At 68.9% G+C, this 17,093-nt stretch carries 15 protein-coding genes and 4 pseudogenes; 11 read left to right on the top strand and 8 right to left on the bottom strand.

The window, feature by feature from the left end; translation table 11 throughout:
- The first annotated feature begins 4 nt into the window (after positions 1-4).
- The 4 genes and pseudogenes from AS97_RS11590 to AS97_RS11575 all read left to right on the top strand — a co-directional run.
- Positions 5-1,318, top strand: coding sequence for an MFS transporter (locus tag AS97_RS11590; RefSeq protein WP_210564849.1), 1,314 nt, complete (start codon positions 5-7; stop codon positions 1,316-1,318).
- Between the two features lie 286 nt (positions 1,319-1,604).
- Positions 1,605-4,169 carry a bifunctional FO biosynthesis protein CofGH gene (locus tag AS97_RS11585; RefSeq protein WP_059142807.1) on the top strand — a complete coding sequence of 855 codons (2,565 nt, stop codon included), beginning with the start codon at positions 1,605-1,607 and terminating at the stop codon, positions 4,167-4,169.
- Between the two features lie 32 nt (positions 4,170-4,201).
- Positions 4,202-4,837 (top strand): 2-phospho-L-lactate guanylyltransferase, encoded by a 636-nt coding sequence (gene cofC / locus AS97_RS11580; RefSeq protein ID WP_247204335.1) that lies wholly within the window; start codon positions 4,202-4,204, stop codon positions 4,835-4,837.
- Between the two features lie 3 nt (positions 4,838-4,840).
- A pseudogene (locus AS97_RS11575) lies at positions 4,841-5,080 on the top strand (hypothetical protein); the annotation flags it as partial.
- A 208-nt stretch (positions 5,081-5,288) separates the two neighbouring features.
- Here AS97_RS11575 and AS97_RS11570 read toward each other — a convergent pair.
- Both AS97_RS11570 and AS97_RS11565 read right to left on the bottom strand, forming a co-directional pair.
- Positions 5,289-5,627, bottom strand: a complete 339-nt coding sequence (locus AS97_RS11570; RefSeq protein WP_086710554.1) for a helix-turn-helix transcriptional regulator — start codon at positions 5,625-5,627, stop codon at positions 5,289-5,291.
- 51 nt (positions 5,628-5,678) lie between these two features.
- Positions 5,679-6,762, bottom strand: a pseudogene (locus AS97_RS11565) (integrase core domain-containing protein).
- 79 nt (positions 6,763-6,841) lie between these two features.
- Here AS97_RS11565 and AS97_RS11560 point away from each other — a divergent pair.
- Positions 6,842-6,946 (top strand): AraC family transcriptional regulator, encoded by a 105-nt coding sequence (locus AS97_RS11560; protein ID WP_236670181.1) that lies wholly within the window; start codon positions 6,842-6,844, stop codon positions 6,944-6,946.
- On the opposite strand, the gene AS97_RS11555 is transcribed toward AS97_RS11560, so the two are convergent.
- Positions 6,941-7,957 (bottom strand): substrate-binding domain-containing protein, encoded by a 1,017-nt coding sequence (locus tag AS97_RS11555; protein WP_059143244.1) that lies wholly within the window; start codon positions 7,955-7,957, stop codon positions 6,941-6,943. The two genes, AS97_RS11560 and AS97_RS11555, sit on opposite strands and share 6 nt — an antisense overlap.
- Before the next feature lie 170 nt (positions 7,958-8,127).
- On the opposite strand from AS97_RS11555, the gene AS97_RS11550 reads away from it, so the two are divergent.
- From AS97_RS11550 to AS97_RS11540, 3 genes are all read left to right on the top strand, one after another.
- A complete protein-coding gene (locus AS97_RS11550; protein WP_125760573.1) occupies positions 8,128-9,480 on the top strand; it encodes an amidase in 1,353 nt (450 codons plus the stop codon).
- An 11-nt stretch (positions 9,481-9,491) separates the two neighbouring features.
- Complete coding sequence (locus AS97_RS11545) at positions 9,492-10,283, top strand: alpha/beta hydrolase (protein WP_086710552.1); 792 nt, start codon at positions 9,492-9,494, stop codon at positions 10,281-10,283.
- A gap of 774 nt (positions 10,284-11,057) precedes the next feature.
- A complete protein-coding gene (locus AS97_RS11540; RefSeq protein ID WP_086710551.1) occupies positions 11,058-12,077 on the top strand; it encodes a helix-turn-helix transcriptional regulator in 1,020 nt (339 codons plus the stop codon).
- Positions 12,078-12,170: 93 nt separating this feature from the next.
- Here the strand turns inward: AS97_RS11540 and AS97_RS11535 are convergent, their stop codons facing one another.
- From AS97_RS11535 to AS97_RS11515, 5 genes and pseudogenes are all read right to left on the bottom strand, one after another.
- The gene (locus AS97_RS11535) at positions 12,171-12,308 is read right to left on the bottom strand and encodes a hypothetical protein (RefSeq protein ID WP_161500516.1); all 138 of its coding nucleotides are present in this window, start codon (positions 12,306-12,308) and stop codon (positions 12,171-12,173) included.
- Positions 12,309-12,820: 512 nt separating this feature from the next.
- Positions 12,821-13,586 (bottom strand): annotated as a pseudogene (locus tag AS97_RS11530) (IS5 family transposase).
- A gap of 55 nt (positions 13,587-13,641) precedes the next feature.
- Positions 13,642-13,992 (bottom strand): hypothetical protein, encoded by a 351-nt coding sequence (locus AS97_RS11525; RefSeq protein WP_086710582.1) that lies wholly within the window; start codon positions 13,990-13,992, stop codon positions 13,642-13,644.
- Positions 13,992-14,423 (bottom strand): hypothetical protein, encoded by a 432-nt coding sequence (locus tag AS97_RS11520; RefSeq protein ID WP_086710581.1) that lies wholly within the window; start codon positions 14,421-14,423, stop codon positions 13,992-13,994. The genes AS97_RS11525 and AS97_RS11520 overlap by 1 nt, the downstream gene beginning before the upstream one ends.
- Positions 14,420-14,824: a DUF2000 domain-containing protein gene (locus AS97_RS11515; protein ID WP_210564847.1), complete on the bottom strand. Its 405-nt coding sequence runs from the start codon at positions 14,822-14,824 to the stop codon at positions 14,420-14,422. The genes AS97_RS11520 and AS97_RS11515 overlap by 4 nt, the downstream gene beginning before the upstream one ends.
- 104 nt (positions 14,825-14,928) lie before the next feature.
- Between AS97_RS11515 and AS97_RS11510 the strand changes: the two genes are divergently transcribed.
- The 3 genes and pseudogenes from AS97_RS11510 to AS97_RS11500 form a co-directional block, all read left to right on the top strand.
- Positions 14,929-15,387: an Lrp/AsnC family transcriptional regulator gene (locus AS97_RS11510; RefSeq protein ID WP_086710580.1), complete on the top strand. Its 459-nt coding sequence runs from the start codon at positions 14,929-14,931 to the stop codon at positions 15,385-15,387.
- Positions 15,388-15,427: 40 nt separating this feature from the next.
- A complete protein-coding gene (locus tag AS97_RS11505) occupies positions 15,428-16,000 on the top strand; it encodes a GNAT family N-acetyltransferase (protein WP_020873659.1) in 573 nt (190 codons plus the stop codon).
- A gap of 270 nt (positions 16,001-16,270) precedes the next feature.
- Positions 16,271-16,949: pseudogene (locus AS97_RS11500) on the top strand (transposase family protein); the annotation flags it as partial.
- Between the last annotated feature and the right edge of the window lie 144 nt (positions 16,950-17,093).

Genomic DNA, 17,093 nt, shown 5'->3' with positions numbered 1-17,093 from the left:
CACCATGTCGGACCCGCGTACCATTGACAAGAGCAGCCGCCGGGCGCTGTTCGCGTCCTGGCTGGGATGGACCTTCGACGGGTTCGAGACCTACGCCCTCGTCCTCGTCGGCCCCACAGCCGTCATGGCGGTGGGCACCGAAGCACAGCTGGCAGACCTTCCCACCTACATCAGCGGCCTGCTCGCGGCCACCCTCGCCGGCTGGGCGCTCGGCGGGATCCTCGCCGGCTTCGCGGCCGACCGGCTCGGCCGGCGCCGCACCCTCATCCTCTCCATCCTCTGGTACGCCCTCTTCACCGGTCTGACCGCACTCGCACCCGACTACTGGTGGCTGCTCACCCTGCGCTTCATCACCGGCATGGGACTGGGAGCGGAGTGGGGCAGCGCCACCGCCCTGATCGGCGAACTCTGGCCGGACCGTTCACGAGGACGAGCGGCCGCAGTGCTTCAGTCGGGCTTCGGCGTCGGCGCAGTCTTCGCCGCGCTGGCCTGGTACCTGCTGGAGCCCGTGGGCGACAACGCCTGGCGCTACCTCTTCCTGATCGGCACACTCCCGGCACTCATCGTCCTCTACGTACGGCGGGCCGTCCGCGACCCGGAGATGTGGACCTCGGTCCGCGACCGGCGGCGCAAGGCCAAAGCCGCCCAAGAAGCCGGCGACACCGTCACAGCCGCAGACAGGGAACTCCTGCGCTCCCCCTTCACCGCCGTCTTCAGCCACGCCCACCTACGCCGTCGCGGGCTGCGGCTGCTCGTGCTCACTGTCGTGTCGGTCATCGGCCTGTACGCCGTGTCGGCCTGGATCCCCGCATACACCGCCCAACTCGCCAAGGACACCGGCGAGACGGGCACCCGATGGGGTGCCAACGCCGGCCTGGTGTTCAACGGCGCCTCCGTACCCGGCTACCTCCTGCTCGGTTACCTGGCCGACCGCTGGGGCCGAAAACCCACCATGCTCCTCTACTACTCCGTATCCGCGGCCGTCGTCCCGGTCTTCTTCTTCGCCGTCCACACCCCGCAGGCGGCACTGGCCGTGGCAGCCGTGGCCGGGTTCTTCGTCCTGGGCCAGTTCGCCTGGATGCCCATCTACATGCCCGAGCTGTTCCCCACCTCGGGCCGCGCCACAGCGATCTCCGCGGTGTTCAACTCCGCGCGCATCGCAGGCGCGCTGGTCACCCTCGGCACCGGAATGCTCATCAGCCTGCTCGGCGGGATCACTGCCGCTGCCACGGTCGTCGGAGTGGTGATGTACGTCATCGCCATCGCCACCGTCTGGTTCGTCGGGCCGGAGACCAAGGGACAACCCCTCCCTCAGTGAGCCGCTTCCAGGTCCCCACCGGCCACGACCGCACAACGGCAGCCGGTGGGACCAACTGCGAACACCACCTGGCCGGCCAAGCACCACCCCACCCTGGGCCAGGAGCACTGAGCCGCATCACGGCCCCTGGACCCGCCGAGCGCAAGGCCGAGAAGGACGACTCGTCCGCGTCGTCCGCCGGCCACAAGCCGGTCCGGGCACTGGTCTGATCCGGCCCACCACCAGGAAACCTCCGCGAGGCGGAACCGCTCGCCCGCGGACACGTACGAGATCTGGAGAACCGACCGTGGCCCCTACTGCGAACTCCCTGCGCCGGGCGCTGAAAAGAGCCAGGGACGGAGTGACCCTCGACGTCGCCGAGGCGGCCGTGCTGCTCCAAGCGCGCGACGAGAACCTGGTCGACCTCGCCGCCTCCGCCGCCCGGGTGCGCGACGCGGGTCTCGAAGCGGCCGGCCGCCCCGGCGTGATCACGTACTCCAAGAGCGTCTTCATCCCTCTCACCCGCCTCTGCCGCGACACCTGCCACTACTGCACCTTCGTCACCATTCCCGGCAAGCTGCGCCGGGCCGACCACGGCATGTTCCTCTCCCCGGACGAGGTCCTGGACATCGCCCGCAAGGGCGCCACGCTGGGCTGCAAGGAAGCCCTCATCACCCTCGGCGACAAGCCGGAGGACCGCTGGCCCGAGGCCCGTGAATGGCTCGACGCGCACGGCTACGACGACACCCTCGCCTACGTACGGGCGATCTCCGTCCGCGTCCTGGAGGAGACCGGCCTGCTGCCGCACCTCAACCCCGGCGTGCTGACCTGGACCGACTTCCAGCGCCTGAAGCCGGTCGCGCCATCAATGGGCATGATGCTGGAGACGACGGCGACCCGGCTGTGGTCGGAGCCCGGCGGCCCGCACCACGGCTCCCCGGACAAGGAACCGGCGGTACGGCTGCGGGTCCTGGAGGACGCCGGCCGCTCCTCGGTGCCGTTCACCTCGGGCATCCTCATCGGCATCGGCGAGACGTACGAGGAGCGCGCCGAGTCGCTGTTCGCACTGCGCCGGGTCGCCCGCGCCTACCACGGCGTCCAGGAACTGATCATCCAGAACTTCCGCGCCAAGCCGGACACCGCAATGCGCGGCATGCCCGACGCGGAACTGGACGAGCTGGTCGCCACGGTGGCCGTCGCCCGGCACATCATGGGCCCCGCCGCCTGCCTCCAGGCGCCGCCCAACCTGGTGGACGACGAGTACGAGCGGCTGATCGGTGCCGGCATCGACGACTGGGGCGGCGTCTCCCCGCTCACCATCGACCACGTCAACCCCGAACGCCCCTGGCCGAAGATCGAGGAACTAGCCCGGCGTTCCCTCGCGGCCGGCTTCGAGTTGCGGGAACGTCTCTGCGTCTACCCGGAGTTCGTCCGGCGCGGCGAGCCCTGGCTGGACCCGCGCCTGCTCCCGCACGTCACCGCCCTCGCCGACCCGGAGACCGGACTCGTCCGCGAGGCCGCGGTGGTGGAGGGGCGGCCCTGGCAAGAGCCCGATGAGGCGTTCACCGCCTCCGGCCGCACCGACCTGCACCGCACCATCGACACTGAGGGCCGCACCGGCGACCGCCGCGACGACTTCGACGAGGTGTACGGCGACTGGGGCGCCCTGCGCGAGGCCGCCGCCCCCGGGATGGTCCCCCAGCGCATCGACACTGACGTCCGCCAGGCGCTGGCCACCGCCGCCGACGACCCGACCCGGCTCACCGACGCCGAGGCGCTGGCACTGCTGCACGCCGACGGGCTGGCTCTGGACGCGCTGTGCCGGGTCGCCGACGACGTACGCAGCTCAGCGGTCGGCGACGACGTCACGTACATCGTCACCCGCAACATCAACTTCACCAACGTCTGCTACACCGGCTGCCGCTTCTGCGCCTTCGCCCAGCGCCGCACCGACGCCGACGCCTACACCCTCTCCCTGGACCAGGTCGCCGACCGCGCTCAGCAGGCATGGGACGTCGGCGCGGTCGAGGTGTGCATGCAGGGCGGCATCCACCCGGACCTACCGGGCACCGCGTACTTCGACATCGCCCGGGCGGTGAAGAGTCGGGTGCCCGGGATGCACGTGCACGCCTTCTCACCGATGGAGGTCGTCAACGGCGCCACCCGCACCGGCCTGTCGATCCGGGAGTGGCTGACCGCGGCGAAGGAGGCCGGCCTGGACTCCGTCCCCGGCACGGCCGCCGAGATCCTCGACGACGAGGTCCGCTGGGTCCTCACCAAGGGCAAACTGCCCGCCGCCACCTGGATCGAGGTCATCACCACCGCCCACGAAGTGGGCATCCGCTCCTCGTCCACGATGATGTACGGCCACGTCGACCAGCCCCGCCACTGGCTCGGCCACCTGCGCACCCTGGCCCGCATCCAGGAACGGACCGGCGGCTTCACCGAGTTCGTCACCCTCCCCTTCGTCCACACCAACGCGCCCGTCTACCTGGCCGGCATCTCCCGCCCCGGCCCCACCGTCCGCGACAACCGTGCGGTGACCGCCATGGCCCGGCTGCTGCTCCACCCTCACATCCCCAACATCCAGACGAGCTGGGTCAAACTGGGCGCGGAGGGCGCAGCCGATATGCTCCGGTCCGGCGCCAACGACCTGGGCGGCACCCTGATGGAGGAGACCATCTCCCGGATGGCGGGGTCCTCCTACGGCTCCTACAAGTCGGTCCGGGACCTGGTCTCGGTGGCGGAGGCGGCGGGGCGCCCGGCCAGGCCGCGGACCACGCTGTACGGGGAGGTCCCGGAGGAGCGCAGGCGGGCCGCCGATGCCTCCGACGGGCACCTCCCGGAGCTACTCCCGGTCCTGGACGCGTGATGATGTCCGGCTCACCAGGCAGCCGCTGGACCGTGCTGTTGCCGGTCAAGCCGTTCGCCCTGGGCAAGAGCCGTCTCGGGTCGTGGGCGGGTGCCGCCAGGCGGGACATCGCCCGGGCCATCTTCCTGGACACGATGGGCGCCATTCTCCACACCCCGGAGGTGTGCAGACTGATCGTCGTGACCGCTGATCCGGAGGCCCACGCCCTCGCCGCCGGGGCCGGTGCCGAAGGGATCCACGAAGCCTCGGTCGGCGGTCTCAACGCCGCCGCTCGCCTGGGTGCCGCAGCCGCAGCCGCAGCCGCAGCCGGCCATGGTGCCGGTGTCCGTACCGACCCGGTGGCTGTAGTGGCGGCAGACCTCCCGGCGTTGAAGCCGCGCGAACTGGCGAGTGTTCTGGCCGAGGCCGGCCCTCATCCTCGTGCCGTCCTCGCCGACCATAGGGGCCATGGGTCCACGGTCTTGACCGCGCAGGACCCGTCATTCCTTCTGCCCGGCTTCGAAGGCGCCTCACGCGCACGGCATGCGGCAAACGGCGCCTACGAGATCGCGCACTCCGGGGTCCCTGGCGCCCGACTGGACGTCGACGTACCCGGAGACCTCGCCCTGGCCGCTGCCTTGGGACTGGGGACGCACACCGCAGCGGTGCAGGCGAATCTCCCCCAGTGAGTCGCGCCGCGGGTGACCGTCACCGGCCTCGCGCTCTTCGGCGGGGTCGGCGTCGAGCGCAAGCTCCGTAAGGAGGAGCACAAGCGCCTCAAGGAGGAGCGCCGCCGGGTGAAGGCCGGGCGCAGGAACGAGCTGCGCGCCGAGCGCCGGGAACTGCGGGGCGCACGGCGCGATGAGCGCCATGAGGAGCGGGAGGAGCGCCGGCTGTCCTTGGAGAAGGAACGCCGCCGCGACGACTACTAGCTAAACGAGAAGTTCCTGATGGTCGTAGGCGGTCAGTGATCTGCAGACTGCTTCGTTGCCCGACTCGACCCGACGAACCGCAGCCGGCGCGGCTCGTTGTGGGCCTGCAATAGCACTTGGGCCACGGCCAGGCAGACCAGCTGCGAATCCGACGGCAGCGGCGGACGTGTGCACCGGCGGAACCCCGGCCACGGCTACGACGTCTGCGTCAGGGACTTGTCGGCTGGTCGCCGCCGCTGTCCGTAAGCGCCGGGGCCATCTGTCGGAGGTGGGTACGAGAGCGGGTGGCATCGGTGGCGGGCGGCGCGCCATACACGGCGCGGTAGTCGCGTGAGAAGTGCGACGCGCTGCGATAGCCGACGGTTCGGGCGGCCTGAGCTGCTGACTCCCCGAGAATCACCATGCGGTGCCGGGCCTCGCCAAGCCGCAGCCGCTTGAGGTACTGCATCGGAGTCATCGAGGTTGCCTGCTTGAATCGTCCGAAGAGCGTCGATTCGCTGGTGTGGAGGGCTGCCGCGAGCATGGGCATCGTCCATGGTTCGCTCATCTTGTCGGTCAGGTACGCAACTTGTGCCGTTCGGAAACTCGTCGTTCCCGGTCAGGCGGCGTATCTGTACTCGTTGATCACGCCGCCGAGTATTCGGGTGTGCAGAACCCGGTGAGCGGACAGGCCGACCATGGACGTCGGGTGCTCCTGGAGGAGGGGAGGGAGCTGCCCACGAGCCTGGTGGGGGCGATGACCGTTGTAATGCCGGGCGTAAGCATCGAGGACCTGCCGAGCGTGCGTCTCGTTCCAGATCAAGAGGTGGTCGAGGGCCTCGCGGCGCATGGTGCCGATGACCCGTTCGCAGTGTGCGTTCATCCGTGGGGACCGTGGCGCGGTCCTCATGACCTGGATGTCGTCGGCTTTGAAGACCGCGTCGAAGGACTCGGTGTACCTCGCGTCCCGGTCGCGGTGCAGGAAACGCAGCGAGTCCACTCGAATACCCAACTCGACGGCGAGGTTTCTTGCCTGCTGCACCGTCCAGGGTCCGGTGGGATGGGCGGTCACTCCCGCGATGTGCAGTCGGCGTGTGCCGTGCTCGAGGAACACCAGCGCGTACACCCGGCGCGGATCGACCAGGTCGATGTGGACGAAGTCGCAGGCGATGATGGCTTGGGCTTGCGCGGTCAGGAAATCGCGCCATGTCGGACGGCTGCGGCGTGGGGCTGGATCGATGCCCGCCGCGGTGAGAATCTCCCAGATCGTCGTCGAGCCGACCGGGTGTCCGAGCCGGACCAGCTCGCCCTGAATTCTTCGACAGCCCCAACGCGGATTCTCCCTGGCGAGCCGCAGCACCAGAGCCTTCACCGCACCCGCCGCCGAAGGTCTCCCGGGCCTGCGCCGATGCTTGCTGTAGTCCCACTTCCGGGCGACCAGCCTGCGGTGCCATGCCGGCAGCGTCGCGGGCGTCACCGGGAACACCTGCGCCCACCGGTGCCGGGGGCAGCGAGGACAGCGCTGCGAACCACAGCCGGTCCGCATGCTCGTGGCGCACCGGCCTCGTGAGCTGCCTGCGCAGCACCGCATTCTCGTGCCGGAGCACGAGCAATTCCGCGTTCTTGGCTGTGTCCCGGCGCAGCAGCACCGCCGGGACCCTGAGCAGCTTCCGAGTCACCTGGTATAGGAGCGAAACGATCACCCGGACAGGGTTCCAGCAGACGGTGATGGCGCGCCAGACCACCCGCGAGCAGGAGCGATGAGTTTCCGAACGGCACACCGTGGCGCAACGCCTCGGCTACACCTCGCAGACCGATTTCAGTCGCGCCTTCAAACGCGTCACCGGCCGGTCCCCCGGCGCCAGCAGGGACACCGCACGTTCATAGGCCCCGCTCAGTCAAACGACCGTACCCGCGAGGGCGGCCCAGCAGTGTGGAGGCCCGTACGACCAGCTCCGGATCGAGGCACTCCGACACCGGTTTCCGGCCCTCCATGACGGAGACGAGCAGTTCGAGTGCTCGGGCGCCCATCTCATGCGTGGGAGAACGGACGCTGGTCAGGGGGAGCGGTAGCTCCGAGGCGAGCGGCGTGTCGTTGAATCCGGCCACCGCGACATCCTCACCCGGGCGCAGGCCCACGTCGCGCACCGCACCAAGGGCACCGATGGCAGCGAAGTCGTTCACCGCGAAAATGGCCGTCGGACGAGGGTGCCGCCGAAGCAGTCGTTCCGCGGCCTCGTGCCCCCCTGCGGTGTCGAACGCCGAGTGCACCGCGGGCACGTCGACACCTGCCTGCCGATAGCGGTCCACAAATCCGGCCGTCCGGTCGAGCCCCGTGCTGGCGAACGACTCACCCGCGATCACACCCACGTGTTGATGCCCCAGCTGCAGGAAGTGCTCGGCCACGAGCCGACCACCCTTGTAGCCGTCGCAGGTCACCGACGGGTGGTCGCCGGCGTGCCTGCTCACCAGCACGAACGGGACCTTGCGGGCGGCCATCTCGTCGACGAAGGCGGCGTCGCTGTGTGCGTCGCCGATGACGAGCCCGTCAACGCGACGGGACAGCGCCAACTCGGCCCGCGCGCGCTGCTCGGCGGGCCGGTCGTAGCTGTTCATCACGAAGGTCGCCCACCCGTGCCGTGCCGCCGCGTCCTCGATGCCCTCGTAGATCATGGCGAGGACGATGTCCGACAACCGGGGAACCAGCACACCGATCAAGTTGCTGCGTGCGGTCCGAAGGCTCTTCGCGTGAGGGTTCGGCCGGTAATCCAGTCGCGCGGCCCATGCGCGGATTGAGGCGACGGTTTCCCGCGACGCCGCGCGCGCCGCCTCCTCGGGTGATCCGTTGAGCACCCGCGAAACGGTGGACACATCCACTCCGGCGGACTCCGCGATCATCCGCAACGTGGCCGGTCGCGTCCGGCCCGGTCGAGCCACCGCCGCACCCCCTTGCTAGCCGTCCTTGACAGGTCCGCCCCCCTCGCGCTGATACTACCCAACGACTACCCAAACGTTTGGGTAGCCTGGCCGGGCCTGAACCCAAACGTTTGGGCAAGAGGGGAGCCCGTATGCAGTCACCGCTCGATACCAGGTTCGGCCCGCCACCCGGTGCCGGCTACTTCGCCCACGTCAGCGTTGCCGAGTTGGCGGGCGCCCTGCGGGCGGGCCGGGTGTCGTCCCGCGATCTGGCGAAAGCGGCGCTCGGTGAAGCCGCGCGCTGGCAGCCCGTGCTCAACGCGTTCGTCACCGTCGACGAGACAGGTGCCCTTGAGGCGGCGGACCAGGCGGCTCGGGAAATGGCCGCCGGGGTGGACCGCGGTCCGTTGCACGGCATCCCCGTCGCGGTCAAGGACGTCATCGACGTCCGCGGCCTGCCGACGACCTCAGGTTCCCGCCACTTCGCCGGGCACATCGCGCAGGAGGACGCGGAGTGCGTCCGGCACCTGCGCGCAGCCGGAGCCGTCATTGTGGGCAAGACCAATACGCACGAGGTTGCCAACGGTCCGACCGGTGACCGCTCTGTGAGCGGCCCGACACGCAACCCCTACGCGACCGACCGCATCGCGGGGGGCTCCAGCAGCGGGGCGGCCGCTGCGCTGGCCGCCGGCATCGTCCCGCTCGCCCTCGGCACCGACACCGGCGGTTCGGCGCGCATCCCCGCCGCGTGCTGCGGCGTAGTCGGCCTCAGACCCACCCACGGCACCATCACCACCGCCGGTGTGGTCCCGCTGGCGCCCTCTCTCGACACCGTGGGCCCCATGGCCCGGACCGCCGCCGACTGCCGTCTCCTGTGGACGGCCATGACCGCCGACCACCGGCAGACCTCTGCCTCGGCTCGCATCGGATGGATTCCCCCGGACTCCGTCCACCCCACGACACCCGCCGTCACCCGCACCGCACGAGACTTCGCCGGAGACCTCCTCATCGGCGAGGTCTCGGTCCCGCAATTGAAGGAGCTCCGAGCCTCGTACCGAACCATCCAAGGCAGCGAGGCCTACGCCCTGCACGCCGAGCGGCTCTCCACCGCGCCCGAGCTCTACAGCGAGGAGGTCCGCGATCGTCTCCGCGCGGGCGGTGAAGTCCTCGGCTGGGAGTATGCCCGCGCTCTGGAGCTCCGCGATCGTGCTCGCAGTACCGTCATGGACCTCCTGCAGGCCTACGATTTCCTCGCCCTGCCGACCATCCCCATGCTCGCGCCGCCCCTGGACACCCGCACGGACCGGATCGGTGGAGAGCCCGTCGAGGTCAATGCGGCGTTGCTTGCCCTCACCAGCCCGTGGAGCATCCTGGGCCTGCCCGCCGTCTCGGTCCCGGCCGGTCTCGTCGACGGGCTGCCGACCGCGCTCCAACTCGTCGGTCCGCCCGGCTCCGAGCAGCACCTCTTGACCACGGCGGAGCGCCTGCAGAGCACCGCTCCTTGAAAGGAAACCTCATGCGACTCTTGCGTTTCGACCGGGGCGGCACCACTCTGTTCGCCGAGCAGCGGGACGGCGACGGGCCGCCGCTCGTCATGGTCCCCGGCGTGATGTCCGACGCCCGGGCCTGGCGGGCCGTTGTCGACGCCTTGGCCCTGCCCAACCCCGTCATCGTGCTCAACCGGCGCGGCCGGCTGCCCAGCGGCCCGCTCGGAGCCGGTTACTCGGTGCGCACCGAGATCGACGATCTGCACCATGTCCTCGACGCCATCGGTGAGGATGTCGAACTGTTCGGCTGGAGCTACGGCGGTCTCATCGCTCTGGAAGCCGCGACCGAACGCAGTAGCCTGCGATCCGTCGTCGCCTATGAACCAGTCTCCAGGCCGTTTGCCCTCAACGCCATCGAGCCCTTGCGTATCGCGCTCGGCATGGGTGACCTCGATCGGGCCGTCGAGATCGTGAAACGCACGGCGGCTGGATACTCCGCGGAATACGTGGCCGCTCTGCGCGAGGATCCCGTATGGCCGGTGCTGCGGCCCCTCACCCACCCTCTTGCCGACGAACTCGCCGCCCTCAACGCCCACCACCCGGCATGGAACCGCTACCACGACATCAAGGTGCCCGTCACGCTGCTGCTGGGTGCGTTCAACGAGGACAAGCCCCCCTACGGCACGGCATTCAACGTCCTGGCCCGAGCGTTGCCCCAGGCCAGGGTCCTCCGTCTGCCTGGACAGGGGCACCTTGCCCACACGGAGGCACCGGGCCTCCTGGCCAAGCACCTCACCGACGTGGTCACTGCTCGGCTTTGACAGCCTCGCCGCCCGGAAAGCTGGCGGTTTCCGCCTACCACGCCGTTGTCGGCTGTGGTGTCAGACGGGTTCCTGCTGCGCTGTGCGGTGCGGGACGGGTCCCCCTCTCGCCCGCGCCTCCACGGGCTGGCACGGCCGGTCCGGCCGCCGCCTTGGCGACGTTGCCCACCGCGTTGATGTCCCGGTCCGGACCGCCGCCGCACGCCCCTGCACGTCCACACCCGGACGTGCAGGGGCTCGGGCCGTTCAGCCCGTGCTGCGAGCACACCTGCGAGGTGGGCTCGCAGCTCTCGAACGCCGATTATCCAGCCCCGCCGGTTGTGTCGAGCTTGACCAGGTGCTTCAGCTTCGCGGGGGCACCTTCGATGTTCTTCGGGAGCAGTGCGTGATCGAGAGCTTGGCAGATATCGCGGGCCCGCAGCGGGCCGGTGGCCTCGTTGAAGACGGCGAGGATGCGCGGGTAGTCCGGGTGCTCGGGCAGTTCCGGTGAGCGCGGGCATCGCCCTGCTGGACCAGGCCGCCGAGAAATCACGTACTGGCGCGAGGTCGCCGCGGCGTCGGCTCCCGCGGCGTGCGAAGGTGTCCGTTCCGTGACGGCGCTCGAGGCTCGGTTGGCGCGTGAAGGCCACCTGACATGATCGCCGAACGCGAGACCCTACCCAGGTCGTGAGCCGAGTGGGACAATGTAGCCGATAAGCCCAGAATCGAGACGTACGGTCAGGTCTCGGAACATCAGATGTTCGACGACGTGTTGACGCGCTTCCTAGGGGAACCATGCAGATTGAAGCCATTCTGCCTGCGATGGCTGAAGAAGACTCGGAAGGTGTCGTCGACCACACCGACGTGCGAGTGCGCGCGCTGACGGCGATGCATGTGCTGCGCGAGTTGATTCCGTGGGATGGGTACGCCTTGTCTGCGTGGGATGCCGGGTCGGGAACTCACCGTCATGTCACGCTCGCGAGCGAGGGCTACTCGCCCGAGGTCCAGGACCACATGAACGATGGTTTCGTAGCGCAGAACCCTGGGTTCCAGCTGCTTCACACGCGCGTTTCCCGCGCGCTGCGGTGGTCCGACCTGGCTCGCGACTGGCATGTCAAGTTCGCGAGTACGTACTCCGCGGAGGAAGTACTGATTCCCGCAGGCTTCAAGGAAGGCGCCACTATGTGTCTGCGGCTTCCCGATGGCCGATACACAGGTGCCTTGCACGTCAGCTGGGCGAACGCCAAGGCCGCCAGCGATGAGGCGCGCAATACCATCGAGCGGTTTCGCCCGCTGCTTGCCACCGCTTGTGACCTGCTCCGCACCGCGCATCGGGGAGCCGACCGGATGGGGCCCGATGCGCATGCTGTTCTCGTCTCGAGCGAGGGGAAGGTTGCCGACATGCCGGGCCGGTCAACCGGTCCGGTGCTCGCCGAGGGAAGCCTCCTGAGGATGCTGCTCGCGCGGCATGCGAATTTGCTCGGTCGTCGACGGTATCTCTGGGCCGATTCCGAGGGCGCCTGTCACCGGATTGAGACCATTCCCTGTCGCGGTCAGTTGAGTCTCGTCGTCGAACAGCAGATTCCTTGGCCGTTCGGTCTGAGTCAGCGGGAAGCCCAAGTTCTCTACCTGATAGCGGAGGGTTACTCCAACCCGCAGATTGCGGCCCAGCTGTATATCAGCCCGAGAACCGTGTCGACGCACGTCGAGCACATCCTGGGCAAGCTCGGATGCCAGTCGCGGGCGCAGCTCGCGGCGATCGCGGTGAGTGCGGACTTGCTGCTCATCGAGGAAGCGCTCGGCAGCGGACTCTGACCTTCACAGCGGCGAACTGCTCACCAATGGATGTCGACCCATCAGGGCCAGGGGCAAGCTGTGTCCGTCTGCGCGTCGCTCCAAGCGGCAGGTTCAGGTGGTGGAGGCATCCGTTTCGAGGAGTTCGGTGAAGATCTCGCCGGGCTTCATCCAGTCGTGGATCTTACGGGGTCGGTCGTTGATCTCGGCCGCGACGGCGGCGAGGTAGTGCGGATCGCTGGCGATCTCCACAACCTTGGGGGGGGGTACTCGCGGACGAGATACGGTTGCGGTTCTCGCCGGCGCGTCCCGGGACGGGTGCGGGTGGCGAAGTAGACCGGGAGTCCGGTTGCGGTCACATCCTGGTGCAGAGCCATGTCCGTGCGGCAGTCCCCGTGAGCGACCTTGATCGGTTCCGAGTGCGGGCCGACCGCGGAGATGATCGCCTGGCTCACGGTGAGCGAGTCTTGCCCGGTCAGGGCACGAGGATCACGAACCGGCTCGTTCGCTCGACCAGGGCGGCTATCGCGGTCTCACCCCCTTGCCGGGCATCCACTGCCCACGGTTTCGGGCGTGACCGAGACGACCTCGCGCCCCGTTCTGCAATCACAGCCCGATAACCGTCCCGGTCTCCATGACGGGCCACCTCCCGCGACCCAACCGACGGGTCCCGACCGATCTGGGCACCGAACTCCTTGTTCTCCAACGACTCCGTCAAGCCACGAGAGATCTCCTCCCGATCAGCCACTGAGCCTTTTCCATCTTCACCCTGAGCAGGTCAAATGAAGGGTGAGTACGGCCTGGACGAGGCTGGTGATTCGGGTGGTCGAGCACCGCACTTTGCGGAGGAGCCGCCAGGACTTGAGGGCGGCGACGGCCTGCTCGACGAGGGCTCGGATCTTCGCGTGGGACCGGTTCACCGCCTGCTGGCCCGAGGAGAGGGTCTCCCACCGCCCCCAGCACGGGACGCGGACCGTGCCCCCGGCACCTCGGTATCCCTTGTCGGCCCAGCACGGGACGCCGGCCTCGGCCAGGGCGTCGATGATGCCGTGTTCGCGGGCCGCGCGGATGTCATGGACGGCGCCGGGCAGAACCGGTGATGCCCACAGCAGCCGGCCGATGGGATCGGCGATGACCTGCACGTTCATCCCGTGCTTCTTGTGTTTGCCGGAGTAGAACGGCCGGTCCGCGGCGATGCGGTCGATCGGTAGGAGCGTGCCGTCGAGGAGGAGATAGGGCCTTCGCCGACGTGATCCGCACCGCGTCGGCCAGACTGGGGGCGAGAGCCGCCAGGAGCTCGACCGCCTCGGTGACATATCGGTAGGCCGTCGTGGTGCCGACGCCGAATCCGGCGGCGAGCTGGGCATAGGTGTGTCCCACCCGGAGGTGGGCGAGGGTGAGCAGGGCCTGTCGGCCGGCGGTCAGGCGCCGCCACGGGGAGCCGATCGCGCGGCGGTGGCGCCGCAACTGCTGCGCGAGGAAGCGGAGGGCGGAGCTGGACACGCCGACGCCCGACGGGTAGACAAGCACGTGAAGCCTCTGGTGGAGACGGTTCTCTTGGTCGAAAACCCATCTACCAGGGGCTTCACCTCGTTGTCAGCCCAACTGGCCAGCCTGAGCACCAGGCTGGAAAAAGCTCACTTACGAAGACGTTCAGCGAGGCCATGCCGAACAGGACGGTGAGGTTCCACACCGTCGGTGACCTCCAGGCGTGCTTCGGGAGCACGCCGACCGGCTGCGCCTCGGCCTCGAGCCGGTTGACGTGGTGGGGGTGCGGACGGTGCTCGCGGGTCCGGTCGGTGCCGATCCAAAGTGCGGCCGAGAGGGCGGCGATCACGGCCCAGCCGGCGGGGGCAGGACGCCAGCCGACCGAATGCGCGAGAGGCACCGCCAGGAGCGCCCCGGGGTGGAGCGCGATCAGGTAGACGGTGCTCATCAGAGCAAGGCGGTCGGAGAGGTACTCCCGCACCAGCGGGGGATGACGACGCCGGCGATGCCCATCCCGGCGAGCGCCACGATGGACAGCAGGAGCAGGGAACCGGTATTCCCGGCCAGACCGCGCAGGGCGACGCCGGTCGCGGTGACGAGCATCGCGACGACCGCGGTGTGTTCCAGGCCGACGCGGCGGATCATCGCAGGAGTGTGTGCGCCGAACAGGGCGAAGCACGCCGGCGGGAGCATCCCGAAGACTCCGACAGTGCCCGCACCGAAGCCGAAATCGTCGCCTATCCCGTCCAGGAGCGGTGACAGCGACGTGACGGCGGAGCGCAGATTCAGCGCGGAGACGGTGATCGCGAAAAGCGCTGTCGTGCGTCCGGCCCAGAGCGGATACCGCACGGGGCGGACCCTGCTGGTGGTGGCGGTCACCCGAGCAGCCCCAGCCTGCCGGTGAGGCGGTCGACTTGACGCCTGGGCCCAGTGAGAGCAAGGCCCAGCGGACGCCACCCTCGCTCCGGGTCTTGCAGTCGCTGGGTGTACGCGTCGTAGTCGCGCGAGGAAACGGCCGCGTCGGTGACGTCAAGCACCGTGATGCCGGGATGATCCGAGGCCTCCTGGTACAGCCGGTTGAGAGCTTCGTCGTCCGCGGCAAGCACCGGGAGCCCGATGGTGCTCATGCCGCGATGAGAGATGCCCGAGGCGTCCACGACGTCGGGTCCGACAATCCCCTCGACATGGCGCCCGACACTGATACCGAGCAGCCCGATGACGTTGGCCGCCACCCCGCGCTCCAGCCCTTCGTCGACGACGATCACCAGTTTGCCTGCCATGGAACCTCACTCATTGTCGCTTTCTCGACGGCAAGGCTACACATGTTTCGGCTATACTGGCCCGAAATCGAAACTAGTTCGGTTGCAGGGTCTTGGGGGGTGTTGTGGACGAAACAGATCGCACGATCGTGCGCCGGTTGCAGCAAGATGCTCGGCTCAGCAACCGGCAACTCGCCCGCGAACTCGGCGTTGCCGACTCCACCTGCCTGGCTCGGGTGGCGGCACTTCAGGACCGGGGCGTCATCACCGGTTTCCACGCCGCGGTCGATCTCGGTGGGATCGGGAGAAGTGTGCAGGCGCATGTGTCGATCAAGATCCGGCCTCAAGCGCTTCCGACCGCGTCCGCCTTCTGCGACGCGGTCGCGGATCTCCCCGATGTGATCGCCGTGTACATGGTCACCGGCGAGGCCGACCTCCTCGCGCACGTCGCCGTTCCCACTACCGACGAACTGCGCGAGTTCGTTCTTCAACTCGCCCGGCGGCCCGAAATCGCCGACATCCGGTCCTCGATCATCTATCTCAGCCGACGCGCCAAGGCCATTGAGCCCGTCGATGGTCCATGAGAACGCGACGCTGCCACCCCGACCGTGAACAGGGACTCGCATGACCACGCCGGCCTTCACGTCCTCGTTGAGGCTGGAGCCGTTGCTCCCCCGGCATCGGGGGCTCCTGCTCACCATGTTCGAAGATCAACGCGTGTGGACCTACCTCGACGGCTCCCCCGCCGACGCGGAAAAGACCACCACTCGATTCATAGACGCCGCAGAGCTGAGCCGAAGCGCGACCGGGCTGGGTATCTGGACCGCGTTCCTCCGAGCCGACAGTGCGGATGGGCGGCTCCCCTCGGGCACCTTCGTCGGCATCGGCGGCGTCCGTACCCTCTCCGCTGACCTCTGGAATCTGGGGCTGAGCATCGCGCCGACCGCCTGGGGCCGCGGCTACGCGACCGAGTTGGCGACCGCGGCGGTCAATGCCGCCCAGGTCTCGTTCCCGAACCGAACCGTCACCGCTCGAACCTTGACCAAGAATGCCGGATCGGAGCGAGCGTTGATCAGCGCGGGGCTTCGGGTTGTCTGGAGAGGCCCGAGCGCCGCACACCCGGGCGAAGAAGCACGGATACTCGCGGACAGGCAACCGCGCGGGTCCGAACTCGAGTGGCTCATCCACGCTTCGTGAGAACAGCCGGGGTGAAGAGGGTGTGAGTGCGTCCGCTCAGGCGGATCCGGATACGGCCCGACCACATCGTGGACCTTGTCGACGACGTACCGATCCGTCGACGGTTCGAACGTCTCGCCGCAGTGCGGCCGCGGGCCGGAAGCCCGCCGCTTCCGCCACCGGCCCACCGCATGCGGTGTCGAACCCACCCGCGCGGCCGCGTCCTTGTGCGACGCGGTTCGCCGCGCCGCCGGCCCAGGATGATCGGCACCGCAAAGCCCACGCCTGCGACGTGGAACGCGCCGGCGCCTGACCGCCGGCCGACAGGCCCTGCTCACCCTCGCCCACCTCCGGGTGGGACACACCTATGCCCAGCTCGCCGCCGGATTCGGCGTCGGCACCACGACGGCCTACCGATATGTCACCGAGGCGGTCGAGCTCCTGGCGGCTCTCGCCCCCAGTCTGGCCGACGCGGTGCGGATCACGTCGGCGAAGGCCCTATCTCCTCCTCGACGGCACGCTCCTACCGATCGACCGCATCGCCGCGGACCGGCCGTTCTACTCCGGCAAACACAAGAAGCACGGGATGAACGTGCAGGTCATCGCCGATCCCATCGGCCGGCTGCTGTGGGCATCACCGGTTCTGCCCGGCGCCGTCCATGACATCCGCGCGGCCCGCGAACACGGCATCATCGACGCCCTGGCCGAGGCCGGCGTCCCGTGCTGGGCCGACAAGGGATACCGAGGTGCCGGGGGCACGGTCCGCGTCCCGTGCTGGGGGCGGTGGGAGACCCTCTCCTCGGGCCAGCAGGCGGTGAACCGGTCCCACGCGAAGATCCGAGCCCTCGTCGAGCAGGCCGTCGCCGCCCTCAAGTCCTGGCGGCTCCTCCGCAAAGTGCGGTGCTCGACCACCCGAATCACCAGCCTCGTCCAGGCCGTACTCACCCTTCATTTGACCTGCTCAGGGTGAAGATGGAAAAGGCTCACTGACCAACAACCTGCGTACTGCAAGCATCCTCATCCGCCGAACCAAGATCAAATGCCCCGACCCCTGAGCTTGCCACCTCCTTCTGATACGTCGGTTGACGGATGTCCTCTGGGGGTGGCTGGTGAA

Origin of the sequence: Streptomyces sp. AgN23 (assembly GCF_001598115.1) — a bacterium.
In the GTDB taxonomy this organism is placed as follows: domain Bacteria; phylum Actinomycetota; class Actinomycetes; order Streptomycetales; family Streptomycetaceae; genus Streptomyces; species Streptomyces antimycoticus.
The sequence above is the reverse complement of the archived record's forward strand: the minus strand, read 5'-3'. Positions and strand labels throughout refer to the sequence as shown.

Coding starts and splice junctions, on each gene's coding strand:
- AS97_RS11590 (WP_210564849.1), top strand. CDS start 5: ATGTCGGACCCGCGTACCATTGACAAGAGCAGCCGCCGGGCGCTGTTC.
- AS97_RS11570 (WP_086710554.1), bottom strand. CDS start 5,627: ATGAGCGAACCATGGACGATGCCCATGCTCGCGGCAGCCCTCCACACC.
- AS97_RS11555 (WP_059143244.1), bottom strand. CDS start 7,957: ATGATCGCGGAGTCCGCCGGAGTGGATGTGTCCACCGTTTCGCGGGTG.
- AS97_RS11550 (WP_125760573.1), top strand. CDS start 8,128: ATGCAGTCACCGCTCGATACCAGGTTCGGCCCGCCACCCGGTGCCGGC.
- AS97_RS11545 (WP_086710552.1), top strand. CDS start 9,492: ATGCGACTCTTGCGTTTCGACCGGGGCGGCACCACTCTGTTCGCCGAG.
- AS97_RS11540 (WP_086710551.1), top strand. CDS start 11,058: ATGCAGATTGAAGCCATTCTGCCTGCGATGGCTGAAGAAGACTCGGAA.
- AS97_RS11525 (WP_086710582.1), bottom strand. CDS start 13,992: ATGAGCACCGTCTACCTGATCGCGCTCCACCCCGGGGCGCTCCTGGCG.
- AS97_RS11515 (WP_210564847.1), bottom strand. CDS start 14,824: ATGGCAGGCAAACTGGTGATCGTCGTCGACGAAGGGCTGGAGCGCGGG.
- AS97_RS11505 (WP_020873659.1), top strand. CDS start 15,428: ATGACCACGCCGGCCTTCACGTCCTCGTTGAGGCTGGAGCCGTTGCTC.